Below are 23,730 nucleotides of genomic sequence, written 5' to 3'. Positions count from 1 at the left end.
TCATTTCAGCGGCGAGCGGGTACGTTCCAGCCCGTAGCGTTCGATCTCTTTATACGGCACGGTGGTGATTTTCTTTTTACGGACATCCACCAGTGTGACGCGGTCGGTACAGGAGTAGCAGGGATCAAGGCTGCCGATGATCAACGGCGCATCCGAGATGGTGTTGCCGCGTAACATAAAGCGCAGCACCGGCCAGTTGGCGTAGGTGGCGGCACGGCAGCGCCAGCGGAACAGCTTCTGGTTATCGCCGGTCATACTCCAGTGGATATCTTCGCCGCGTGGCGCTTCGGTAAAGCCCAGCGCAAACTTATGCGGTTGATAGTTGATGTGCTCGTTGAGGATTGGCCCTTCCGGCATGTTGTCCAGCCCGAATTCAATCATCGCCAGCGAGGTGAACACTTCGCGTACCCGCACCAGTACACGGGAGTAGACGTCGCCGCCATCCAGATGATGCAGTTCCATTGGCAGGTCCAGGTAGCCGGAGAACGGATGGTCGACACGCACATCGCGCTGGAAGCCGCTGGCGCGAATCATCGGGCCTACCGGGCTGTAGTCACGCGCGATCTGACGGTCCAGCACGCCGATACCCTGGGTACGTTGCGTCATGTTGGCGGTGCCCAGCAGCATGTCCGTCAGTTGTGTAACCTCTTCGCGCATTTCACGAATCAGTTTGATGGTTTTCAGCCGGTCTTCTTTCAGGATGTCGCGGCGAATACCACCAATCAGATTCAGGCCGTAGGTTTTACGTGCACCGGTCAGCATTTCGGCGATTTGCATCGATTTCTCACGCACCCGGAAGAACTGCATGAAGCCGGTGTCAAAACCCACAAAGTGGCTGGACAAGCCGATGTTCAGCAGGTGACTGTGCAGACGCTCTACCTCCAGCAGAATACTGCGGATCGTGTGGGCGCGGGCGGGTACTATCACGCCTAACGCATTCTCGATAGATGAGGTATAGGCCACGCTGTGGGTGAAACCACAGATGCCGCACACCCGGTCGGACAGGAACGTCACTTCGTTGTAACCCATGCGGGTTTCCGCCAGCTTTTCCATACCGCGATGCACGTAGAACAGGCGGTAATCCGCATCAATGATTTGCTCGCCGTCGACGAACAACCGGAAATGCCCCGGTTCGTCGGAAGTAATGTGCATGGGGCCGATAGGCACGACACGGGTGTCGCCGGTGGCTTCATTAATGAAGGTGTAGGATTCGTCATCGCGGGTGGGAGCTGGGCGCTGGCGGTAATCCATGGCGTCTTTGCGCAACGGGTAGAGTTCATCTGGCCAGTCATCTGGCAGCACCAGTCGGCGCTCATCCGGCAGGCCGACCGGAATCAGCCCGTACATATCACGCACTTCGCGCTCGCCCCATACGGCAGCAGGCACACGCGGTGTCACTGAGGGGAATTCCGGCACAGTCGGGTTAACCAGCGCTTTCACCACCACCCAGCACTTCTCACCCTGTTCCATCGACAGCACATAGTAGATAGCGAAGTGGCCGTTGAGGGTGCGCTCGTCGTTACCAAACAGGACGGACAACCAACCGCCGTGCTGGTAGTAAAGGTATTCGACGACTTCCGGCAACTGATGCAGTTTGACGGTGATCGTCAACTGGTTGGCGGTTTGCCGTTCTTCTTCCAGAATCGCCGTCGGGAATTGCTGTCTGACATGAGCGACATAATTCGCGCCCAGGTTTTCGGCGTTGGTCGCGTTGGATGAATTAATCACGGTACATCTCCTGACGGGAAGGGGTTAACGATGAAGCAGGTGCGGTATTCGCTGGGGTAGTTTCCAGCGCGGTCGTGCGTGCGCTTAGCGCGGGCCAGCCCATGCTGGGTTGTCCCTGTTCACCGGCTTGATTGCCGTTCAACGCATTACCGTTCAGCACAATGGCTGTAGCACGCTCGAGTAAATGGGTGACCGGCTGCGGAATGCGGGTACCCATGACCAGCATTAATACCAGCAGGATCAGCATCGGCGCGGTGGTGAGCCAGCCCAGCTCGCCTTTACTGACCGCTTCCGGTTTGCTACCCAGCACACTGGTGGCGATCATGCGTACCAGCCCGGCGAGCACGACGGTCAACAGCACCAGTAACACCAGCACCAACGGTAAATGGCCTGCATGGATACCGGCGGTTACCGTCATAAATTCGCTCAGGAACACGTTGAATGGCGGCATGCCGCCAAGCGCCAGTGCGCCACCGGCCAGCAGTGCGCCGGTAATCGGCGCAACACGTAGGATGCCTTTCACCGCATCCATATCGCGGGTGCCGTATTTCAGCAGTACGTTACCGGAACCGCAGAACAGCAGGGTTTTCGCCAGGCTGTGATTCAGGGTATGCAACAGCGCTGCCAGAATGCCGAGCGGGCCACCGATGCCGAGGGCGACGGCGATCAATCCCATGTTTTCCACACTGGAATAGGCCAGCAGGCGTTTCATGTCGCGCTGCACCAAAATCAGGAATGCCGCGACAGCTACCGACAGCAGACCGAAGACCAGCAACAGCCGTTGCGGGAATTCCGGGCCGATGGCCGCACTGATCAGGATGGTGTAGCGCACGATAACCAACAGTGCGCAGTTGAGCAGTACCGCAGAGAGCAGGGCACTGGTCGGGCTTGGCGCTTCACTGTGGGCATCCGGTAGCCAGGCATGCATCGGGAACAGGCCGGTCTTGGTACCGAACCCGATCAGAATAAAGATAAATGCCAGGTGCATCAGCGTGCTGTCCAGCTCACCGGCATGCTTGAGCACTTCCGTCCAGAAAATAGCATTGCCCGGTTCCGCCATCACGTTGGCGGCGTTGGCATACACCAGCACCGTACCGTAAAGACCGAACGCGACGCCGACGGTACAAATAATGATGTATTTCCAGGCCGCTTCCAGCGAGGAACGCTGACCGTACAGTCCCACCAGAAACGCTGAGCTCAAGGTAGTGGCTTCAATCGCCGCCCACATCAGGATCAGGTTATTACTGGTGATCACCAGCAACATGGTGAACAGGAACAGATGGAAGAAGCCGTAGTAGTGGCACAGCGTGGTAACGCTGACTTCGCCGCTGTCGACTTCGTGGCGCATGTACCCCATTGAGTAGAGGCCGGTAAGAAAGCCGATGACGCCAAGAATGGCCAGGAATAGCGCACTCAGGCTGTCGAGGTGCAGCCAGCGATGTGCTGCCAGTAATTCACCTTGCTGGTAGACAGTCCAGACTATCAGTAATGCCACCAGCAGCAGGGCGCTGATGCCTGCCAGATGAATCAGGCTCACCAGCGAGCGTGCCGCCGAGCCAGTAAAGCGGCAGGCGAACGCCAGCAGGGCGACGACAAACGGCACACCCAGCAGCAGGGAAAAAAGATCCAAAGTCGTCATGGTTTCATCCTTTCAACGCAGTCAGTTGCTGAACATCCAGCGTGTGCAGCGTGCGGTGGATTTTGCGTGCCATCAGCGCCATCACAATGACGGCGAAGATAGCGTCGGTCGCGATGCCGATTTCCACCAGTTCAGGCGCACGATAAGCCAGTAGCGCCAGCGTCAGGTGAGCGCCGTTCTCCATTAAGCAGTAACCAAACACCTGTTTGAGGATGTTGCGCTGGCTGACGATGCACAGCAGGCCAATCAGGAAGTGGCCGAGTGAGACCGCCAGCACCGGCTTGAGGTCATTGACCATCGGCAGTTTCACCGGTGAGACGGCAAAGTAGCTCAGTAGCACAATCAAGGTGGCGATCAGTATCAATGTGGCGGTGCCAATCACACCGCCATCGGCTTTCGGGTCGGCCAGTCGGCAGAAAGCAAAGCTCATAATGGCGGGGACCATCACCACCTTGGTGATAAAGGCGGTCAGTGACCACAGATACAGCTCATGCGAGCCGAGTAGTCCACCCAGCGAGATAAAGATAAGCACCAGCACCAGCGACTGTAATGCATACAGCGCGGCGGATACCGTGGGTTTTCTGGCCGCGATCACCAGCAACGAGGTGATGATCAGCAAACCTGCCAGATTATTGACGAGAAGTGATCCAGTCATGGGAGTTCCTTATTTCAGCCAGAGTGCGGCGATAACGCTGGAGCACAGCGACATCACTATCAGCACCAGCAGCACCAGGTTCATCGACATCGGCACGGGCGTTGCGGATGCCACCTCCTCGGAAGGCTCGCCCGGCACGGTGCGGCCAAACCAGTAGAGGAACCAGGCAAAGCTGGCGACCGACTCCACCAGTACGACTATCATCAACGGCAGTAACCACCAGATGTCGTTGGAAAGCGCAAACCCGGCGGCAAACAGCGGAAACTTGCTGAAAAAGCCGTTGAACGGGGGAACGCCGGTGATCGCCAACGCCGCGACACAAAAGCCGATACCCAGTAGCGGCAGGCGGGCCATCATGCCGCGTAACTGTGGCAGCATGCGGGTACCACAGCTGTAGCTGAGCGCACCAGCCACCAGGAAGAACAGGCTCTTGGCGTAAGCATGGTTGAAGATGTAGGCCATACCGGCGTCAAAGGCCATGCGCGAACCGAAGATGGACAGCGACAGCGCCAGGAAAATGTAAGCCAGCTGGGTGATGGTGGAGTACGCCAGCAGTCGCTTCATGTCTTTTTGCGGCAGATACATCAGGAAGCCGTACACCAGCGTGATCGTCGCCATGATGACGCCGACCACACCGATAACATGTGGCACCTCAACGGCGGACAAAATCGCGCGGGCGAAGATATACACGCCGACTTTCACCATCGAGGCGGCGTGCAGGTACGCACTCACCGGTGTTGGCGCTTCCATCGCATCCGGCAGCCAGACATGCAGCGGCAACTGGGCTGACTTGCCCCATGCCGCGAACAGAATGCCGCTGAAGACGATGATTTTGCTGCTGTTGTCCAGTTGCGCAATAGCGCTGAGCGCGAAGGTACCGGTGGTGGCGAACAACCAGGCTGCCGCCAGATACAAGCCAACGGACGCGACATGGGTCACCAGCAGCGCTTTGAGCGCAGAACGCAGCGACTTCGGTTTTTGGTAGTAGCCGATCAACGCCCAGGAACAGCCGCCGGTAATTTCAAAGAACAGCAATTGACCAAGAATGGTGGATGACAGTGTTAACCCGGCCATCGCACCGATGAACACCAGCAAAAACGCGTAATAGCGATTGCTGCCGTCGTGCGGGTGTTCGCGGTTGCCCAGCGTCAGGTAGCCACAGGAATAGAGGCTAACCAGGAAACCGAGCGAGACCACCGCAAAGCCTATCAACAGGCTGATGCGGTCGAACACGAAACCGAATAAATCTGCCTGGCCGTAACGATAAAGCGGCACGACCAAATCGGTTTTTCCGCCATCGAAATAGCGCCAGGCCAGCAGCGCCATACCGAGCGTCGCCAGCAGGGCGAACAGCGTACATAACCCTTTGGCCAGGCGCTGCGGCGCAAATGCTATCAGCAGCGCGCCGAGAAACGGCAGCAGTAGGGTGGCAAGAGCAATATTCTCCATGATGGATGTCGACTCCTTATAATCCAGTCAGGTAGAAAACGAACGCCAGCGCCGCGACACCGAAGCCGAGCCAGGTGACCCGGCCGGTCAGCAGGAAGCGCCCGCGCGCCAGACTATTCTCGATAGCCGCGGCGATGACAAACACCACCACCAGCTTGATGAACAGCGCCAGCGCACCCCACAGCAGGCAGGCGACAGACAGCGTCTCTGCTTTGCCGAACGGCACGAAAATAGACAGAAACAGCGTGGCGACCACCACTTGTTTGAGGCTGATGCCCCATTTCACCAACGCCAGCCCGGCACCGGCGTATTCGGTCAGCGGCCCTTCCTGCAGTTCCTGTTCGGCTTCCGCGACATCGAACGGGATTTTGCCCATTTCAATGAAGGTAGCGAACGCGCAGGCCAGTAAAGCCAGCACGGTGGCGGTAGGGGAGACCCAGTGACCGCTTGCCAGTTTGATGCTGATGTTGCCGATATTGGTGGAACCGGCCACCAGTGCTACCACCAGCAGCGCGAGCATCAGGATAGGCTCTACCAGAATACCGAGCGTCAGCTCGCGGCTGGCACCGATACCGGCGAAGGTACTGCCAGAATCCAGACCAGACAGTGAAAAGAAAAAGCGAAATACTGCAAACAGGTACAGCAGGGTGATGACATCCCCCGCCGCGCCGAACGGCGACGCGTCGGTCATTGCGGGCAGCGTCATCGCCACCAACAGCATGGTGCCGAGTAGGATGAATGGCATCAGGCGAAAGACGCCGCCGCTGTGCTGGGGCGCCACTTCCTGGCGTCGCAGCAGTTTGACGATGTCACGATAATCCTGCAGCAGCCCCGGTCCCTGTCGGGAGTGCATTTTGGCGCGCAGAACGCGCGACAGACCGGACAGCAGCGGTGCTACCGCCATCAGCAGTACGGCTTGCAACAGCCCGCATAGCAGCGGAAATATGAGTGAAACGTGAGTCATGTTCCGTCTCCTTAAACCAGAGTGACCAGCAGCAGGGCCACCAGCGCCGCCACCACATACAGGCAGTACACCCGGAAATCACCGTGCTGAATCCATTGCACCGCCCGGCTGATGCGTTGCACGATGCTAACGATCGGCATGACCACATGGTCATCCCAGACGGGTTCGACACGCGCTGCCGCTTGCGTGGTTTTCTCCAGCGCCTGCTGCATGGCCGGGGCCGGGTTGAGGGTTTTACGCACGCGATAGAGTGGGGCGAACATCACCCGCAACGGCTGGGTAAAGCTACCGGCAGAAGCTGACATGGCTTGTTCGTAGCCATAGCCGCAGGCCCAGGGGGTGCCTTTCTGGCGAAAGTCGAGGCGAGAACCGCGCAGCAGGCTGTAAATCATCAGCGGCAACAACGGCAGCCCCAGCAGCAGAATGAAGATCAGCGGGGTGTTGAGGCTGGTCTGCTGGCTGTCGCCGGGGAACACGCCCAGTCCTTGCGCCATGGCGACCGTCGGGGTGTGTGCCAGGTCGGCAGCGATACGGGTAATGACCGGTGCCACCACACTGGCACCGATGCCAAGCAGGATGCACAGCAGTGCCAGCAGCAGCATGGCGAGTGTCATCGGCCAGGGCACTTCACGGGCGTGCGAGGCTTTTTCGCTGCGCGGTGCGCCACAGAAGCTGATGCCATACACTTTGACGAAACACATCGCTGCCAGCGCACCGGTGATGGCCAGCATCACGATGGCAATCGGGGCGACCAGTCGCAGACCCATGCCGCCGTTATGGCTGAGGGTGAACAGCGACTGGTAGGTAAACCACTCGCTGACGAAGCCATTGAGAGGCGGCAGGGCGGATATCGCCATACAACCCACCAGAAACGCCAGCGCGGTTTTTGGCATCAACCGTGCCAGTCCGCCCATTTTTTCCATGTCTTTGGTGTGGACGCGGTAGATAACCGCACCAGCACCGAGGAACAGCAATCCCTTGAACACCGCATGGTTGAGCAGGTGATACAAGCCACCCAGCAGGCCAAGCAACGCCAGCAGCGGATGATGGGTGGCGATACCGATCATGCCGACGCCGACACCCATCAAAATGATGCCGATATTTTCTACCGTGTGGTACGCCAGCAGACGCTTGATGTCATGTTCGGCCAGCGCGTACAGCACACCCAGCACTGACGAAACCGCGCCGAATGCCAGTACGACGACACCCCACCAGGTCTCTGTCGCCCCGAGTAAATCGATACCGACTTTGATGATACCGAACACCCCTATCTTCACCATCACACCAGACATGAGTGCAGAGGCGTGCGATGGTGCGGCCGGGTGCGCGCGGGGCAGCCAGCCGTGTAACGGTAGCATCCCGGCTTTGGCGCCGAAGCCGAAAAACGCCAGCAGGAATACCACGGAGGCCTGAGGTGTCGACAGCGATGCGTGGCGGAAATCCGCGAAGTCGAGGCTGGCGCTGTGGCGATAGAGCAGGAAGAACGCCGCCATAATCAGCACGGAACCGGCGTGGGCAATTAGGAAGTAGAGCAGCCCGGCGCTGACGGCTTCGTCATCCTGATCGGCAATGACCAGGAAGTAGGAGCTGAGCGACATCACCTCGAACAGCACAATGAAGTAGAACGCGTTATCCACGATCACCAGCGCGACCATTGAGGCGACAAACAGGTTCATGAAGAACCCCATCGCCCAGGCACCGCGCCCGCGATACTCTTCCAGATAGGCCAGTGAATACAGCGCACATACCGCTACCAGTAGCGAAATCACTAACGTCATAAACGCCGCGAGCGTGTCGAAACGCAGTGTCAGATGAGCGAATGCGTCAAACGGCCCCGCGAATACGGCGGTCAGCACATCGCCGCCGAGCAGTACAGGGGCGGCGGCCAGGACGCCGGCACACCCTCCTGCCAGCGCACACAGCCCGCTTAAGCGGATAGCCAGCGACTCCTGACGGCAGCACAGCAATGAAAACACTGCTCCTGCCAGATACAGCGCTAACGACAGTCCCAACCATTGCAGTGGCGTGAATAATTGCAATGAGGTCATCATAGGTTTTGCTCCCTGTCAGCCCCTGTGGGAGGGAAAGGGACGTTGCCCTGCGGCCATTGTGCGGCCTGACGGCGTTTAGCGGCGATAGCATCGTCCAGCGTGGTGTCATCTACCAGATACAACGCGTGGGTCGGGCAGACGCGTACGCATTCTGGCCCTTGTTCGCGAAAATCACACAGGTCGCATTTCACCGCGATGCTGCGAACCCCGGCGTTCCACGACAGCATCGGATGCACTGACGGCAAGCTGACGGGGACATCGGACAGCAATGTCAGCGGGATATGTTGGTCAAACGCAGTCGGTGTCGCCAGCGGGGCACTGCCAGATGGCGTGATAGCACCAAACGGGCAGGCGATGGCGCAGAGTTTGCAGCCGATACAGGTGTTTTCATCCAGCAACACGGCGTTGTCCTGATGCGTGATGGCATTGACCGGACAAACTTTCGCGCAGGGCGCGTCTTCACAATGGCGACACAGCACTGGGGCGGTGCCTCCGGCGTCACGCTCAACGGTCAGTCTCGGATGAGACTGCAACCCAGCCTGTCGGTGCACTTGTGTACAGGCCGCCATGCAAGTGTTGCATCCGATACAACGTGTTGGCTCCGCAATGACGAAGCGGTTCATAGCCATACCCTCCGGGGTGATAGAAATGTTTACTGCGCCCCAAGCATATTCCATGCCATAAGAAAAATATGGGTATAATGGCTTTAATAATCATATTGTTATGATTTTCGTGTAATGAAATTCATCCCTGATGACTGTTGCCGTTCGACATTAGTGACGATGTTTTCCGACGAACCACCAGGCGACTGTCGTCACCCTCGACAGTGCGTTAGCTCCGTCGGTAGGGAGGTCATTGCCGACAGATTTGACGAGTAGCCCGGTGTGTAGCGGCCTGACGGCCAGGTGAGAGACAACTGACAGTGGTTCGATTTCGCGACAGCGCCCAGGCTGCGCAGGATCATGTCAGCTGGCATCAAATTTGCTTAAGCTGTCAGGGAGAAAGGTGACTAACGAACAGGATGGGTGTTATGTGTCTGGGAATTCCGGGGCAGGTGGTGGAGTGGGCATCATCGGATCATCAACTGGCATGGGTTGATGTTTGTGGCGTACGCCGTGAAGTGAATGTGACACTGGTGCAGGACGAGGGGCAATCGCCTGCCACGTTAATAGGCCAGTGGGTGCTGGTACACGTCGGTTTTGCCATGAGTCGGCTGGATGAACAAGAAGCGCGCGACACGCTGGATGCGTTGCGGCAGATGGAAGAAGTCGAGTCAGATGTGAGCGATTTTTTGACCCGATCGATTTGAAGGATCAGAGCCATAACTGACATTATGGCTCTGACATCTTGCTTATTTAGCTCGACATACGGACTGTAATGTTCCGTTGCTATCCCGATTAAAATCTACTTTTGCATCATTTTTGGGGTGATGCGCAATATAGTCATCGTTATAAATGTGCTCTATGGTGTAGCCCATATGTATTATAAATGATAACAGTTCTTGTTTTTTCTCGGCGAACCAATGGGTATTCCAGGCTTCAAATGAGAAGGGCGGAAAATTGTTATGCTCCAGAAAACCGACAGCACCTTTTAGTACGTCTAATTCCAGACCTTCTACGTCTATTTTTACAAAACGAGTTTTTTCGTTAAACAGAAGATCGTCGAGCTTGATGACCTGCACGAAATGCGTTTCTTTCGACATGCATCCGCTTATGCCATTACGCTCTCTATACTCATCCACCATTGAAAATGCACCGGCATTGGCCATTTTCTGGTAATCAGGAATAGGGATTTCAATGACTCCATCCTCACTGCCAACGGCCTTATTGAGCGCAGTGACGTTACTCAGCCGGTTTAAGAAGATGTTGCCGCATAGCTGGTAATACACAAATTTCTGCGGTTCGAACGAATAAACAACGCCACCTTGTTTCTCTATTTCGTTTGCGACCGGTACGGTATAAGCACCCAGATTAGCACCAATGTCAAAAATAACCGGGGAATCGAATTCCGAGGTAAATTCATTAGTGACGAGACATAGCCATTTTTCCCATTCATCCTTGGTTGTGAGATGTTGTGTTATCAGATCCTGGCCTAGTGTTAAAAAACTTCCTTGCGATGAATTAACTAAATGAACCCTCGGTAACATAAAGCCGCCTTAGTTAAATAAGCGTAAAGTAAGAGATAACTCGGCATAAGCTTAGTAAAGGTTGGCGAGAATGCCACCACGATGACAGATTACAAATTGTGTGGATTGTACTGTGTAGTTTTGGCGTCTTAATTCACCATGCTTTCGTTTACAACGCTTTTTTCCTGTCGAGTAGAAAGGGGAATCATGCGTGCTGTTATAGCTCAAAAAATTATAAATAGTAATTTTTCCTTATTTGTATGGAATAACAATACTTCGTATGAATAGTGCTAACAACAGAAGTGACAAGGGACAAGGCGTGAACTTTCAACAATTGAAGATCATCCGCGAATCGGCGCGATGCAACTATAACCTGACCGAGGTTGCCAATACCCTGTTCACCTCCCAGTCTGGAGTAAGCCGTCATATTCGCGAACTGGAAGAAGAACTGGGGATTGAGATATTTATCCGTCGCGGTAAACGCTTACTGGGGATGACGGAACCGGGTAAAGAGCTGCTGGTGATGGCCGAGCGTATCCTTAATGACGCCAACCACATCCGTCGGCTGGCGAACCTTTTTAGCGATAACGATGTCGGGCAACTGGTTATCGCCACGACCCATACTCAGGCACGCTACAGCTTACCGGGGGTCATCAAAGCATTCCGCGCGCTTTATCCGCAGGTTCAAGTGGTGCTGAATCAGGGAACGCCGGATGAGATCGTCGCGATGCTGGAATCCGGTGAAGCGGATATCGGGATAGCCACTGAACAACTGATCAATGTTACCTCGCTGGCCGCATTTCCCTGGTACCGCTGGCATCACGCTATTCTGTTGCCGGAAGGGCATGCACTGGCACAAGAGCCGGTCATAACGCTCGATAAACTGAGCGCAGTACCGTTGATTACCTACCGTCAGGGCATTACCGGCCGCTCACGCATTGACCGGGCGTTCACTGCCGCTGGCCTGACACCGCATATCTCTATCAGCGCACAAGACTCTGATGTGATCAAAACCTATGTTGAACTGGGGTTAGGCGTGGGGATTGTGGCGGATATGTCGTTCGACGCCACGCGTGATCCCGGTCTGGTTCGGTTGGATGCCCGCCACCTGTTTGAAGCCAACACCGTCTGGCTTGGTCTTAAACGCGGTCAATTGCAGCGCAACTACACGTGGAAGTTTATTCAGTTATGTAACCCGGAACTGACGCCGGATGAGATTAAAGCACGGGTGTTTGCCGAGGAGAACGAGGTGGCGATCGATTATCAGATCTAATCGCTGATTGATGCCCGAACGGTGGGCTACACTGCGTTTTGCCTCGATTTGCATGAGCCAAATTGGGCTTATACCGGCGTTCGACGGTGTTCAATAGACAGTGACGAAACGCATAATTATGAAAACTACCCCGAACGTAGCGCTTGATCTCACGGGAGGGGGATAGTAACATGCCTCGGCATAACAACAGGTTATGCCTTTTTTATTTTCTTTTGCGATACAAATAGTTGCGCAATTTTAATGAATAACTATTTGATTACGCATTCTGTTTTGGTGAGTCACGCATTTGCCTGTGGGTCACGAGTTTTTGCAAAAATAACCTTCAAACCTCCCCCTTCATCTGTAGCAGTTCAGCATACGCTGGAGCGTTCGATGGCCGTGTTATAGCCATCGGCAAGTAGTCGCAGGGAGCACAGACAATGGATTCGTATTATGAAAAAACAGAAAGTTAGCCTTGCCTGGCAAATCCTCATCGCATTGATTGTCGGTATTGCCGTCGGTGCCTGGTTGCATGAAAACCCGGCCAATAAACTGTGGTTGGTGACCAACGTGTTAAGTCCGGCCGGGGATATCTTCATCCGGTTGATCAAAATGATTGTGGTGCCGATCGTTATCACCACGCTGGTGGTGGGTATTGCCGGGGTTGGCGATGCGAAAAAACTGGGACGTATCGGTTTTAAAACCATCGTTTACTTTGAGGTCATTACCACGCTGGCGATTGTGATTGGTATTACGCTGGCCAACCTGTTTCATCCGGGGCATGGCATTGATATGTCGATGCTTACCCGGGTGGATATTTCTCAGTATGAGAAAACCACCGAACAGGTGCAAAGCGGCTCGCACAGCCTGGTGGGCACGATTCTCTCGCTGATTCCGCCCAACATTTTTGCCGCGCTGGCCAAGGGTGACATGCTGCCGGTGATCTTCTTCGCCGTATTGTTCGGCCTTGGGCTGTCATCTCTGCCGCGTGAGCAGCGTGACCCGCTGTTGAATGTGTTTCGCAGTGCCTCGGAAACCATGTTCCGCGTTACCAATATGATTATGCGGTATGCCCCGGTTGGGGTATTTGCGCTGATTGCGGTGACCGTCGCCAATTTCGGGTTCGCTTCGCTGTGGCCGCTCGCCAAGCTGGTCATAATGGTCTATGCCGCGATTCTGTTCTTTGCGTTGGTGGTACTGGGCGCGGTAGCGCGTCTGTGTCGGTTACGGATCATGACGTTGATCCGTATCCTGAAAGACGAGCTGATTCTGGCCTATTCCACCGCCAGTTCTGAAACGGTGCTGCCGCGTATCATCCAAAAGATGGAGGCCTACGGTGCGCCGAAGGCGATAACCAGTTTCGTGGTGCCGACCGGATACTCGTTTAATCTGGATGGCTCGACGTTGTATCAAAGTATCGCGGCTATTTTTATTGCCCAACTTTACGGTATCGATTTGAGCCTGTGGCAGGAGTTGGTGCTGGTGTTGACGCTGATGATTACCTCCAAAGGGATTGCCGGCGTACCGGGTGTTTCCTTCGTGGTATTGCTGGCGACCCTGGGCAGTGTGGGGATCCCACTCGAAGGTCTGGCGTTTATCGCCGGGGTTGACCGTATTCTGGATATGGCGCGTACGGCACTGAACGTGGTGGGTAACGCACTGGCGGTGCTGGTGATTTCCAAGTGGGAAGGGCAGTTTGACGAAGAAAAAGCGCGAGCCTACGAACTGGAGCAGGCAACAATGGCAGTTCGTCCCGCCGCCAGTCAGGAGTAATCCTGCACGGTGACAACAGGCCATCGGGCATTGTCCGGTTATGAGCTTCTCACCCTCACCCTGCGAGCGTTATGTTGGCAGGGTGTTTTTTTATATCGCGTCATATTGGTATGTTAAGTCCTGTTCCGCTAATCCGTTTTGGAGTCTGAGGCATGAAGATAGCGTTGGTTGGGTCGGGGAAGATTGTTGCTACCTGTCTTGAGGTGCTGGCAACTATGGAGGGGATAGAACTGTGTGCGTTGTGTGTCCGGCAAGGGAGCCGGTCAAAAGGTGAAACGCTCGCCCGCGAATATGCTATCCGTTCGTTGTATACCGATTACGATGCCATGCTGCGCGATGAGCATGTCGATGTTGTTTACCTCGGGATACCCAATCATCTGCATTACGCGTATTCCCACCGGGCATTATCTGCCGGGAAGCATGTTGTCTGTGAAAAGCCGTTTACGTCCAGTTATGCGCAATTACTGAGTTTGGTTACGCTGGCTAAATCCAAAAAGCGCTGTTTGTTCGAAGCGATAACCGCGATTCACACGCCGGGATTCCATTATCTGAAGCAAAACATCGCTGAGATTGGCGACATTAAAATGGTACAGGCGAATTACTCGCAGTATTCGAGTCGCTATGATGATTATGTCAATGGGATCGTACACCCGGCATTTGACCCGGCGGCGTCGGGCGGTGCGCTTTACGACATCAATTTATATAACATTTACCACGCCTGTGCGTTATTCGGCGCGCCGGAGAGCGTGAACTATCTGTGCAATAAAGGGCATAACGGTATCGATACGTCGGGTGTTCTCGTCATGAGTTATCGGACGTTTATTGTGGTGTGTATTGGGGCCAAAGATTCAGCCAGCCCTGCTTATTTCACCGTGCAGGGGACGGCGGGCTATGTGAAGGTTAACGATGCGCCCGGCGTATGCAAGCATGTCGAGTGTGTGAAGCAAGGACAGCTCGCCACATTTGACGACACAATGGATAACCACCACATGAAGTACGAGTTTGAGGTATTCAGAGATATTGTCAGCGCCCAGGATCTTTCCCGCTGCTATCAGTTGCTGGATATTGCATTGATCGTTGCTCGCGTGCTGGAACAGGCCAGAGCGTGTTGCGATATTGATTTCCCTCTTATTCAAGAATAACCGCCCGACGGCTGGGACCGAGCGGGCGGTTGAGGGAGAAACCGACATGCGCCAGAAGAGCGGTCTGGCGCAATGGCTAACTCAGTAACATTAACTCAGTAGTACCCGTACATGGCGGCGAACACCCAACCGAATACGCTGGAGGTGATGACGCCAATCAGGCCGGGCAGAATGAAGCTGTGGTTAATAACAAACCGGCCGATGTGGGTCGTACCAGAGCGGTCGAACTGGATAGCGGCCAGGTCGCTGGGGTAAGTCGGCAGAATGTAGTAACCATAGCAAGCCGGTGCAGATGCCACGATATACGCCGGATCGACACCAATCGCCAGTGCGACCGGTACGATAGCGGCCAGCGCGGCAGCCTGCGAGTTAACGAACTTGGAGACCAGCAGCAGGATCAGCGCATAAGCCCAGGGGTACTCTTTAACCAACGCCCCCAGCGTATCTTTGATCTGTCCGAGGTGAGCACCGAACATGGTTTCCGCCATCCAGGCGATACCGTACACCGCGACAATCGCAATCATCCCGGAACGGAACACCTCATTTTTCGAAATCGACCCCGGATTGGTTTTGGTGGCGATAATAATGATGGCACCAGACAGCAGCATGAACATCTGGATTACCAGCACCATGGACAGCGGTTTGCCGCCGAAGGTCGGACGCAGGCTTTCGACTGCACCCAGCAGAGCTACCGCCGCGATGGTGGCAAGGAAGATCCACATGGCGACCCAGTTGCTGCGTGGCAGTTTGCGATCCAGCAGGGTGGCGGTGTCACCATAGACGTACTCACGGTTTTCCGGTACGGAAATGAATTTCTGGAAATCCGGGTCTTTATCCAGATCTTTACCCCTGAACCAACTGAAAATCCCGATGGCCAGAATACCCAACAGGGTAGAGGGAATCGTGATTGCCAGTAAGTCCAGAAACTCGAGGTGTTTACCGTGGAAGGTAAATTTACTGAGCATGGCGACCAGTGATACCACCGCCACGGATACCGGGCTTGCGATAATCCCCATTTGCGCACCGATCGAGCTGGCTGCCATGGGGCGTTCCGGGCGGATGTTATTCTTGATAGCGACGTCGTAAATAATCGGCAGAATGGTATACACCACATGGCCGGTACCGCACAGGATCGTCAATATACAGGTGACGAACGGTGCAATAATTGACACATATTTCGGGTTACGCCGCAGCATTTTTTCTGCTACCTGCAGCATAACGTCCAAACCGCCGGAAGCTTGCAATGTCGCCGATGCAGCGACTACGGAAATGATGACCAGCATCACGTCCACCGGTGGTTTCCCAGGTTCTAGTTTGAAAATGAAAACCAGAATGACGAGTCCGATACCCCCTAATAATCCGAGCGCGATACCGCCTTTTCGCGCACCGTAAAACAGGCAGATCAGGACTATGACAAGTTGAATGATAAAGTCCATAGATTCCCCATTACTCAGCATGACGAGTTAATTAATTGAGATTGGATTACTGTCGTCGGAACTACTATAGGGATTATTCCGTCTATTTTTTCTTGATCTAAGTCTACAATTTCCATTGTTTCTTGCCTGTAGGACAAATTAAATGGCGTGTTGGCGAAGATAAAGAAATCGTAGTTTTTTTAGTTTATTAACTATAAGATTAATTTTATAACCTTTAATAAAGATATGTCTTCACGCGTTTGTTTAATTATTTTCGGTGTTTCGATTTTTTGTTTTGGTATGTGTTTTATTTTTGTTGTAGTGGTGTTTTTTTATGGTTTATTTTTTGCCTCAATTTGGTGAGGGGCGTGAAATAACGTTATATTGAAAAATGTACTGTTAGTGATTTTTATTTTTATGTTATTGATTTTTAATGGTTAAAATTTATGGTGATTTGCTGATTTATTCTGTTTTTTCTATGTCAATCATCTGCGGGTTAGTCGGGAATAAATGATAATAATTTTCGGGTCGTCTGGGGCGTTATTTTATAAATCTATCGGTGGTGTCACATTGCTGTACTCGTGAGAAAATAAATATAGTACGCCGTGCCTAATAGTATATAGAGTTATTAAAATAATGCGGCAATGACGGTTTTTTCATCGTGCTCTGTGTCACGCCGCATTATCAAACCCAACCCTAAACCTGTTGCGCGAGACAGTATTAGTCAGCGCTTATTCTGCCTGTCGTGCGCTGACCAACGCGGCCATTGCCGGGCAACCCTGTTCACGTTGTAATCCATCAATCACGCCCTGGCGGTCTGCCGGGGTTCTGTTCTGGCTCACTTTCCATTTTCCTTCCAGTGCCGTAATCGGGATTTCCAGCCCGATGGTGCCGTTCAGTTGGGCAACAATTACGCACCGTACTTATACCGTTGTGTCAGGGCATTCATGGTGTGATGTGAATGCGTGATATGTGATGTCAGTAATCCCTTTGCTGGTTGATATCGGTTCCCGGTCATTCTCCTTTTGGTGGTGGCTCAGCTACGCTTTAACGATAGCGAATACACGCGTTTTCACACATTGATTCACTATGAGGTGCGCGATGACGAACCCGCGCAGGGTGAACAGGTCGAGAAGATGGCAGGTATTTTGCTAGATGATTGCCATAGGGTACGTCTATAGCTATCGCTTCAGGGGAGCAGGGTATGCACGACAATTTGCTGATTGACATGTTGATTGACGGAAAACGGGTGCTGGGCAATGGAGCGCCTTACACGGTGCACAACCCGGCCACGGGAGAGGCCATCATCACGATGGCGCAGGCGGATCTGGCACAGGTGGATGCAGCCGTAATGGCGGCAGAGGCGGCGTTTGCCCACTGGGGGCAGACAACGCCCAAAACACGCGCCACGCTGTTGCTGAAGCTGGCGGACTGCATTGAACAGCACGGTGAAGCGCTGGCCCGACTGGAATCGCTGAACTGTGGCAAGCCCTACCATGCGGTATTCAATGACGAGATACCCGCGGTAGCGGATGTGTTTCGCTTTTTTGCCGGTGCCGCCCGCTGCCTGAATGGCTCGGCGGCGGGCGAATATCTGGAAGGGCATACCTCGATGATCCGCCGTGATCCGGTGGGGGTGGTTGCTTCCATTGCTCCCTGGAATTATCCGTTGATGATGGCTGCCTGGAAGCTGGCTCCGGCGTTGGCGGCAGGTAACTGTGTGGTGCTGAAACCCGCAGAGCAAACGCCGTTAACAGCATTGTACTTGGCCAGCCTGCTGGCTGACCTGTTCCCGCCGGGCGTCGTCAATATCCTGTTCGGGCAGGGGCGGGAAATCGGCGATGCGCTGACCGGCCATGAGCGGGTGCGCATGGTGTCACTGACCGGCTCTATTGCCACCGGGTCGCATATTATTGGCAACGCGGCGGCCAGTGTAAAACGTACCCACATGGAACTGGGCGGCAAGGCACCGGTTATCGTGTTCGATGATGCGGATCTGGAACAGGTGGCAGACGGTATTCGTAGTTTTGGCTTCTATAATGCCGGGCAGGATTGCACCGCGGCCTGCCGTCTCTACGTGCAGCGCCCCATCTATGACCAACTGGTGGAAAAGCTCGGTAAGGCGGTTGCGTCGATCAAAATCGGCACGCCCGACGACCCGACCACGGAGCTGGGGCCGCTGATCACAGCAGAGCAACTGGAACGGGTGGCTGGGTTTGTCGAGCGTGCCCGTGCACAACCCCACATCCGGCTTATCACCGGGGGAGAACGGGTGCCCGGTGGGGGGTACTATTTTCAACCCACCGTACTGGCTGATGCCCGGCAGGAAGACGAGATAGTCCAGCGTGAAGTCTTTGGTCCGGTGATATCCATTACGCCGTTTGATGATGAAGCACAAGTGGTGGCGTGGGCCAACGACTCCCGCTATGGGCTGGCGTCTTCGGTATGGACGCGGGATATCGGCCGTGCGCATCGCGTTGCCGCCTGTCTGGAATACGGTTGTACCTGGGTGAACACCCACTTCATGCTGGTCAGCGAGATGCCGCACGGCGGGCAGAAACTCTCTGGTTACGGTAAGGATATGTCGGTCTATGGTCTGGAAGATTACACCATCGTGCGGCATGTGATGATTCGCCATTAACCGTAGCGCGATAACCGATGGGCGGTGAAAAAATGCCCAACTGTAGGGCGAACTGCACATAAACAGTGCGTTCGCCTTGTTTTTTGGACGATTTTTATTCTTTATCCGGTTAGTAATAGCAGAATGTGACAATAAATGAGCAGTTCTGTCTATAATCTGTTGTAAAAATAAGCAGGAAAGGGACGAAATCGTGATTTTCTGATTAGGCGGGCGGAGTGGTGCGTTCTATGCATTACTTAAATTGGTATCACGTGATACCTCACCCCCAAGGAGCACATTTTGTCCAGACAACCGTCACATTTCAACCCGCTAGAGTGTTCTCAGCAGGCACTTGATTTAATTATGAGCGATACCCTTACCGCCGACGCGATGGCGGCGCTCAATCGTGAAACGCTCAATGCATTTCGTGAGTACGTCAATCCCGGTTTTCTGGAGTACAGAAAATCCGTCACCTCCGGTGGCAGCTTCGGTGCGGTAGAATGGCGCGCCAGCGGCCCCAATACGCTGCTTGATACACAGGGTAACGAATACCTCGATTGTCTCGGCGGTTATGGCATTTTCAATGTCGGTCATCGCAACCCCACCGTCGTGGCCGCCGTGGAAAAGCAACTTTCCAAACAGCCGTTGCACAGTCAGGAACTGCTCGATCCGCTGCGTGCCATGCTGGCAAAAACGCTGGCGGCCATTACACCGGGTACGCTGAAGTACAGTTTCTTTTGCAATAGCGGCACCGAGTCGGTGGAAGCGGCGATCAAGCTGGCGAAAGCCTACCAGTCACCGCGTGGTAAGTTCAGCTTCATCGCTACCCACGGTGCATTCCACGGTAAATCGCTGGGCGCGTTATCCGCAACCGCCAAACCGGTATTTCGTCGTCCATTCATGCCATTATTGCCCGGTTTTCACCATGTGCCGTTTGGTGATATCCAGGCGATGCGACAGAAAATCGAGCAGTGCCAGCGCAACGGCGAAGGCATCGCAGCGGTGATTCTGGAGCCGATTCAGGGTGAAGGTGGGGTCATTGTGCCGCCGGATCAGTATCTGCCTGCGGTTCGTGCATTGTGCGATGAGACCGGCGCGTTGCTGATCCTTGATGAAGTACAAACCGGCATGGGGCGTACCGGCAAGATGTTTGCCTGTGAGCACTATGGCGTGCAGCCCGATATCCTGTGTCTGGCGAAAGCGCTCGGCGGCGGCGTGATGCCGATTGGTGCCACGGTCGCGACCGAAGAGGTCTTTTCGGTACTGTTTGACAACCCGTTCCTGCACACCACCACCTTTGGCGGTAACCCATTGGCGTGTGCGGCGGCGCTGGCCACCATCAACGTACTGCTGCGTGATAATCTGGCGGAGCAGGCGGCGCGTCAGGGGGCATTTTTGCTGACCGGGCTGCAACGACTGGCTGCCGCGTATCCTGATTTGATTGTGGAAGCGCGTGGCAAAGGCCTGCTACAGGCGATTGAATTCAGAGAAAACGCGATCGGCTATGCGTTTGCCAGCGAACTGTTCCAGCGCCGGGTGCTGGTGGCAGGCACGCTGAATAATGCCAAATCGATTCGTATTGAACCGCCGTTAACCATTACCCCAGAGCAATGTCAGCACGTGCTGCAAGAGGCAGAACGGGCGCTGGCGAGGCTACGGGCAACCGGTGTGGACGACGACGCCAAACCTAAACCTGCTAATAAGGAACTCGCACTTCAGTGAACACCCACCCAGCAGCGTTCAGCCCTGTGCTGAGCCGATACATAAAGCCAGTCTGATTCGTCGACTGGCTTTTTTTGGGGGGGGGGGTAACAGTCGGTCTCGAAGAGAAATTAAAAATCATATTCGCTGAGTTTATTCTCTATCGGCTGATTTCCTTTATATTTATGTCTGAGTTCATCCTGCTGTTTTTTCGCCGCTTTACAGTACTTATTGGCTTCCCGCTCAATTTCCCGCTGGCGTGGTTTAGGCAGTGTGCTATCCCATTCTCCGGAGAAATACTGGCATTCTTCCGCGTTATTTAAGAAGCGTTGTACGTCATCAGGTAAATGAACGTTATTCGCTAACGTAACCTGCCACGGTAGCAGGAAAAAGAGGCGGGTGATTCTTGATGTGTTGTCACGTGTTCTTTGCATTTTATTCATTTATATTGGGAGAGGTATAGAAAATAACAGTGGTATAGTTATGCGACTAAGTTGATAGTCAATAAAAAACAGGAGGTTAAAAATATGAGCAGGCGTTTATGCAGGGATAACCGCACAAAAATACGAAATATCCCCCGTCGTATAAGGTCACTTAACCGTTGGGCTGAAACCTTTCATAACCCAGATCGCGCAGATTTCGCTGAGGATCAACATTACTGGAATTACAAGATACCCGTAGAAATTAATCTTATTCAAGGAAAACACAGTAAACAAAAAACTAAGGCAGCCTGCGCGCAGGCCATGATTAATGCCTGTTACAACCTGATGCTCGCCACAGCAGATTGTGATGACGTTCCTCGAATAACTACCGTAATTTGCCTCCCGGATATGTTTACAAGTGAGGTCTGTTTATTTCGCTCGGAGGAATACTTTCAGAGTTTCATTACAGAGGGGCGTTCTGAAAATGGTTCATCGGTACTCATCAGAGAACGAAGCCTTGCCCAGGAGTGGGGGCTAATTCTTCCAGATGGGGTGCAAGAATTAGGAATTACACTTGATTACTATGGCAGTGACGACCCGGATGAGTGGTTTTCAGGTGAGCGCTGGTATTATGGGCAGTTATAGTGACTTTACCATATAGAAGAACGATCGCTGAACGCTGCACAAAGGGACATAGTGGATGGCTAATAAGTGTTAGGTCATGGGTAGACATCTCAAATTCCAGATAAAATGATAGCCCGCCGCCATAAAAGGTGGCGGGCTTGATGAATGGTAAATCTTATTTTGGTGGCTTAGATTGAAACGCCGCCGTCGATGATGATTTCTGAACCCACGGTCCAAGCAGACGCATCAGATGCGAAGTAAAGTACCGCTTGCGCTACTTCCTGGGGCTTACCAAAACGACCAGCAGGGATGGTTGCAACGATATCTTTCATCACTTGATCATGATATTCCACTGGAATTCCCGCCTTATCGTAAAGCGGCGTGTCAACCGGGCCTGGGCTCACTGCGTTGATACGAATTCCACGAGAAAGTAACTCGTTAGAAAGTGTTTTTGACATGTTCAGTAATGCCGCTTTGGTTGAGCCATAAACGGAAGAGTTCACTGGCCCCGTGTGCGCATTTACAGATGTATTAAAGACCACTGATGCGGAGCTTGCGAATACCGGCAGCAGTGCCTGCATCAGGAAGTAAGGGCCTTTGACGTTGATATCATAAATACGGTCGAACATCTCTTCTGTCCACACCTCGATTGGCATATACATTGATATACCCGCATTCAGGAAAGCGATATCCAGTTCACCAAAGTGTTGCTTAACCGTTTGAGCCAGAGCTTTCTGTGCATTCACATCAGCGGAGTCGGCGCTTACGACTAACACATCATTACCCAGTTCTACTTTTGCCTTTGCGATAGAATCAGGGTTAACACCAGTAACAATTACGCGCGCACCTTCTGCAACAAACAGCTTCGCTGTTTCAAGACCGATACCACTTGTTCCACCCGTAATCAGTGCGCGTTTACCTTGTAATCTGGACATGAAAAAATCTCCTTTTGGTTTTAACAACTGATCGGCGAATGACCGATTTGATAGCCACTGTATGCTCATGCCCAGATAGTGATAAGATTGTATTTTTAAATATGTTTCATGCATTAAAAGCATAAATGGGTTTAAGGATGGATAGATTACTTTTGATGACATGCTTTGTCCGTACCGCTGAAACAGGCAGTTTTTCCGCAGCCGGTAGGGATTTAGGCTTGGGGCAACCGAACGTGAGTCGTCATGTTGCAACCCTCGAAGAGCATTTGCAGACCAGATTACTTCACAGATCAACCCGCAAGCTTTCCCTGACTCCTGAAGGAGAACGTTATTATTTGGAAGCAAGGCGTATTCTGGAAGCCGTCGAAGAGTCGGAGTCTTCTTTCAGAGAAAATGTTACACCCACAGGGCTATTACGCGTTGCTTGCCCCACAGCATTGGCTCACACATTCTTAGTCCCGCACATCCCAGATTTTTTAGAACGCTACCCTGAGCTAACACTCGATCTACAGATTAATGACCGCTATATCAATCTCATTGATGAAGGGGCTGAGCTGGCAATCCGCATTGGACACTTAGAGGACAGTGCTATGCGTGCCCGCAGACTTGGCATGTTTGAGCGAGTCTGTGTTGCCAGTAACAAGTACTTAGCTAAACACGGAACCCCTAATATCCCAGAGGATTTAAAAAAACATGATTGTTTGATCTATACCTTGCTAACAACAGGAGCTACCTGGAGATTTCAGGATATCAATGTTCCTGTTTCTGGTCGGCTCAGGGTCAATTCACCCGAAGCAGTGCAGAAATTTGTCAATGCTGGGGTTGGGATCGCACAGGGCCCAGAATGGTTGTTCGAGGAGGGACTGGCAAATGGCAACTTACAATTATTACTGACGGATTACACTGCACCTCCCGTTCCCATTCAAGCCGTTTATGTTGCAAATCGACTTTTACCAAAACGGGCGATTGTGTTCATGGATTTTGTTGCTGAGATTTTTGAAAAAAATCCCGGCTTCAAAGTTTACAACTCAATGAAATGAGCCTGAGATAACGAACATATCTGAATCATTAATAAAATTTAGTCAATCTTAGACTGTATTAATCGCCACGGATAATCTAGACACTTCCGAGCTGTTGATAATATTGGTTTTCATATTTCGCCGGTGGCATTTGATTAGCGACTCCCGCTCCTGACACAAAGCCACCCATCAGATGAAACATAGCCCTAAACCGCA

Annotated in this window: 19 protein-coding genes; 8 read left to right on the top strand and 11 right to left on the bottom strand. The window is 53.3% G+C overall.

The features are described from left to right. The 7 genes from DD586_RS12935 to DD586_RS12905 are packed head-to-tail and all read right to left on the bottom strand — an operon-like array spanning position 1 to position 9,109. Positions 1-1,728, bottom strand: a complete 1,728-nt coding sequence (locus tag DD586_RS12935) for a hydrogenase large subunit (protein ID WP_012885277.1) — start codon at positions 1,726-1,728, stop codon at positions 1-3. Further along, complete coding sequence (locus DD586_RS12930; RefSeq protein WP_012885276.1) at positions 1,721-3,367, bottom strand: hydrogenase 4 subunit F; 1,647 nt, start codon at positions 3,365-3,367, stop codon at positions 1,721-1,723. The genes DD586_RS12935 and DD586_RS12930 overlap by 8 nt, the downstream gene beginning before the upstream one ends. 4 nt (positions 3,368-3,371) lie before the next feature. Further along, positions 3,372-4,022, bottom strand: a complete 651-nt coding sequence (gene hyfE, locus DD586_RS12925; protein WP_012885275.1) for a hydrogenase 4 membrane subunit — start codon at positions 4,020-4,022, stop codon at positions 3,372-3,374. 9 nt (positions 4,023-4,031) lie between these two features. Further along, positions 4,032-5,471 carry a hydrogenase 4 subunit D gene (locus DD586_RS12920; protein ID WP_012885274.1) on the bottom strand — a complete coding sequence of 480 codons (1,440 nt, stop codon included), beginning with the start codon at positions 5,469-5,471 and terminating at the stop codon, positions 4,032-4,034. A gap of 16 nt (positions 5,472-5,487) precedes the next feature. After that, the gene (locus DD586_RS12915) at positions 5,488-6,435 is read right to left on the bottom strand and encodes a respiratory chain complex I subunit 1 family protein (RefSeq protein WP_012885273.1); all 948 of its coding nucleotides are present in this window, start codon (positions 6,433-6,435) and stop codon (positions 5,488-5,490) included. 11 nt (positions 6,436-6,446) lie between these two features. Next, positions 6,447-8,486 carry a hydrogenase 4 subunit B gene (gene hyfB, locus DD586_RS12910; protein WP_012885272.1) on the bottom strand — a complete coding sequence of 680 codons (2,040 nt, stop codon included), beginning with the start codon at positions 8,484-8,486 and terminating at the stop codon, positions 6,447-6,449. Then, positions 8,483-9,109, bottom strand: coding sequence for a 4Fe-4S dicluster domain-containing protein (locus DD586_RS12905; protein ID WP_012885271.1), 627 nt, complete (start codon positions 9,107-9,109; stop codon positions 8,483-8,485). The genes hyfB and DD586_RS12905 overlap by 4 nt, the downstream gene beginning before the upstream one ends. A 407-nt stretch (positions 9,110-9,516) precedes the next feature. Here DD586_RS12905 and hybG point away from each other — a divergent pair, with 407 nt between their 5' ends. Continuing rightward, positions 9,517-9,795 (top strand): hydrogenase maturation factor HybG, encoded by a 279-nt coding sequence (hybG, locus tag DD586_RS12900; protein ID WP_012885270.1) that lies wholly within the window; start codon positions 9,517-9,519, stop codon positions 9,793-9,795. 42 nt (positions 9,796-9,837) lie between these two features. Here the strand turns inward: hybG and DD586_RS12895 are convergent, their stop codons facing one another. Next, positions 9,838-10,632 carry an FkbM family methyltransferase gene (locus DD586_RS12895; RefSeq protein WP_012885269.1) on the bottom strand — a complete coding sequence of 265 codons (795 nt, stop codon included), beginning with the start codon at positions 10,630-10,632 and terminating at the stop codon, positions 9,838-9,840. A 298-nt stretch (positions 10,633-10,930) separates the two neighbouring features. Between DD586_RS12895 and cbl the strand changes: the two genes are divergently transcribed. From cbl to DD586_RS12880, 3 genes are all read left to right on the top strand, one after another. Beyond that, positions 10,931-11,884, top strand: a complete 954-nt coding sequence (gene cbl / locus DD586_RS12890) for an HTH-type transcriptional regulator Cbl (RefSeq protein ID WP_012885268.1) — start codon at positions 10,931-10,933, stop codon at positions 11,882-11,884. 432 nt (positions 11,885-12,316) lie between these two features. Then, entirely contained in the window at positions 12,317-13,636 is a 1,320-nt protein-coding gene (gltP, locus tag DD586_RS12885; RefSeq protein WP_012885267.1) for a glutamate/aspartate:proton symporter GltP, read from the top strand. A gap of 152 nt (positions 13,637-13,788) precedes the next feature. Further along, positions 13,789-14,778 (top strand): Gfo/Idh/MocA family protein, encoded by a 990-nt coding sequence (locus tag DD586_RS12880; protein ID WP_012885266.1) that lies wholly within the window; start codon positions 13,789-13,791, stop codon positions 14,776-14,778. Between the two features lie 95 nt (positions 14,779-14,873). On the opposite strand, the gene DD586_RS12875 is transcribed toward DD586_RS12880, so the two are convergent. After that, entirely contained in the window at positions 14,874-16,214 is a 1,341-nt protein-coding gene (locus DD586_RS12875) for an anaerobic C4-dicarboxylate transporter (RefSeq protein WP_019844855.1), read from the bottom strand. A 1,183-nt stretch (positions 16,215-17,397) separates the two neighbouring features. Between DD586_RS12875 and patD the strand changes: the two genes are divergently transcribed. Further along, complete coding sequence (gene patD / locus DD586_RS12870) at positions 17,398-18,834, top strand: aminobutyraldehyde dehydrogenase (RefSeq protein WP_012885264.1); 1,437 nt, start codon at positions 17,398-17,400, stop codon at positions 18,832-18,834. Between the two features lie 279 nt (positions 18,835-19,113). Further along, the gene (gene ygjG / locus DD586_RS12865; protein WP_012885263.1) at positions 19,114-20,535 is read left to right on the top strand and encodes a putrescine aminotransferase; all 1,422 of its coding nucleotides are present in this window, start codon (positions 19,114-19,116) and stop codon (positions 20,533-20,535) included. 110 nt (positions 20,536-20,645) lie between these two features. Here the strand turns inward: ygjG and DD586_RS12860 are convergent, their stop codons facing one another. Next, on the bottom strand, positions 20,646-20,948 hold the full coding sequence (locus tag DD586_RS12860) for a hypothetical protein (protein ID WP_049779777.1): 303 nt from the start codon (positions 20,946-20,948) through the stop codon (positions 20,646-20,648). 93 nt (positions 20,949-21,041) lie between these two features. Here DD586_RS12860 and DD586_RS12855 point away from each other — a divergent pair, with 93 nt between their 5' ends. Then, positions 21,042-21,581: a DUF3916 domain-containing protein gene (locus DD586_RS12855; protein WP_012885261.1), complete on the top strand. Its 540-nt coding sequence runs from the start codon at positions 21,042-21,044 to the stop codon at positions 21,579-21,581. A 167-nt stretch (positions 21,582-21,748) separates the two neighbouring features. Here DD586_RS12855 and DD586_RS12850 read toward each other — a convergent pair whose 3' ends face one another. Then, complete coding sequence (locus tag DD586_RS12850) at positions 21,749-22,495, bottom strand: SDR family oxidoreductase (RefSeq protein ID WP_012885260.1); 747 nt, start codon at positions 22,493-22,495, stop codon at positions 21,749-21,751. Between the two features lie 137 nt (positions 22,496-22,632). Between DD586_RS12850 and DD586_RS12845 the strand changes: the two genes are divergently transcribed. Next, complete coding sequence (locus DD586_RS12845; RefSeq protein WP_041164473.1) at positions 22,633-23,535, top strand: LysR family transcriptional regulator; 903 nt, start codon at positions 22,633-22,635, stop codon at positions 23,533-23,535. The last annotated feature ends 195 nt before the right edge of the window (positions 23,536-23,730 follow it).

The organism is Dickeya parazeae Ech586 (assembly GCF_000025065.1).
GTDB classification, from domain to species: Bacteria; Pseudomonadota; Gammaproteobacteria; order Enterobacterales; family Enterobacteriaceae; genus Dickeya; species Dickeya zeae.
The sequence above is the reverse complement of the archived record's forward strand: the minus strand, read 5'-3'. Positions and strand labels throughout refer to the sequence as shown.

What these genes read in the sequence shown, in the direction of transcription:
- DD586_RS12875 (WP_019844855.1), bottom strand. Translation starts at nt 16,214, where the DNA reads ATGGACTTTATCATTCAACTTGTCATAGTCCTGATCTGCCTGTTTTAC.
- hyfE (WP_012885275.1), bottom strand. Translation starts at nt 4,022, where the DNA reads ATGACTGGATCACTTCTCGTCAATAATCTGGCAGGTTTGCTGATCATC.
- DD586_RS12855 (WP_012885261.1), top strand. Translation starts at nt 21,042, where the DNA reads ATGAGCAGGCGTTTATGCAGGGATAACCGCACAAAAATACGAAATATC.
- DD586_RS12860 (WP_049779777.1), bottom strand. Translation starts at nt 20,948, where the DNA reads ATGCAAAGAACACGTGACAACACATCAAGAATCACCCGCCTCTTTTTC.
- DD586_RS12850 (WP_012885260.1), bottom strand. Translation starts at nt 22,495, where the DNA reads ATGTCCAGATTACAAGGTAAACGCGCACTGATTACGGGTGGAACAAGT.
- DD586_RS12895 (WP_012885269.1), bottom strand. Translation starts at nt 10,632, where the DNA reads ATGTTACCGAGGGTTCATTTAGTTAATTCATCGCAAGGAAGTTTTTTA.
- DD586_RS12930 (WP_012885276.1), bottom strand. Translation starts at nt 3,367, where the DNA reads ATGACGACTTTGGATCTTTTTTCCCTGCTGCTGGGTGTGCCGTTTGTC.
- hyfB (WP_012885272.1), bottom strand. Translation starts at nt 8,486, where the DNA reads ATGATGACCTCATTGCAATTATTCACGCCACTGCAATGGTTGGGACTG.
- DD586_RS12845 (WP_041164473.1), top strand. Translation starts at nt 22,633, where the DNA reads ATGGATAGATTACTTTTGATGACATGCTTTGTCCGTACCGCTGAAACA.
- gltP (WP_012885267.1), top strand. Translation starts at nt 12,317, where the DNA reads ATGAAAAAACAGAAAGTTAGCCTTGCCTGGCAAATCCTCATCGCATTG.
- patD (WP_012885264.1), top strand. Translation starts at nt 17,398, where the DNA reads ATGCACGACAATTTGCTGATTGACATGTTGATTGACGGAAAACGGGTG.
- hybG (WP_012885270.1), top strand. Translation starts at nt 9,517, where the DNA reads ATGTGTCTGGGAATTCCGGGGCAGGTGGTGGAGTGGGCATCATCGGAT.
- DD586_RS12920 (WP_012885274.1), bottom strand. Translation starts at nt 5,471, where the DNA reads ATGGAGAATATTGCTCTTGCCACCCTACTGCTGCCGTTTCTCGGCGCG.
- DD586_RS12915 (WP_012885273.1), bottom strand. Translation starts at nt 6,435, where the DNA reads ATGACTCACGTTTCACTCATATTTCCGCTGCTATGCGGGCTGTTGCAA.
- DD586_RS12905 (WP_012885271.1), bottom strand. Translation starts at nt 9,109, where the DNA reads ATGAACCGCTTCGTCATTGCGGAGCCAACACGTTGTATCGGATGCAAC.
- DD586_RS12880 (WP_012885266.1), top strand. Translation starts at nt 13,789, where the DNA reads ATGAAGATAGCGTTGGTTGGGTCGGGGAAGATTGTTGCTACCTGTCTT.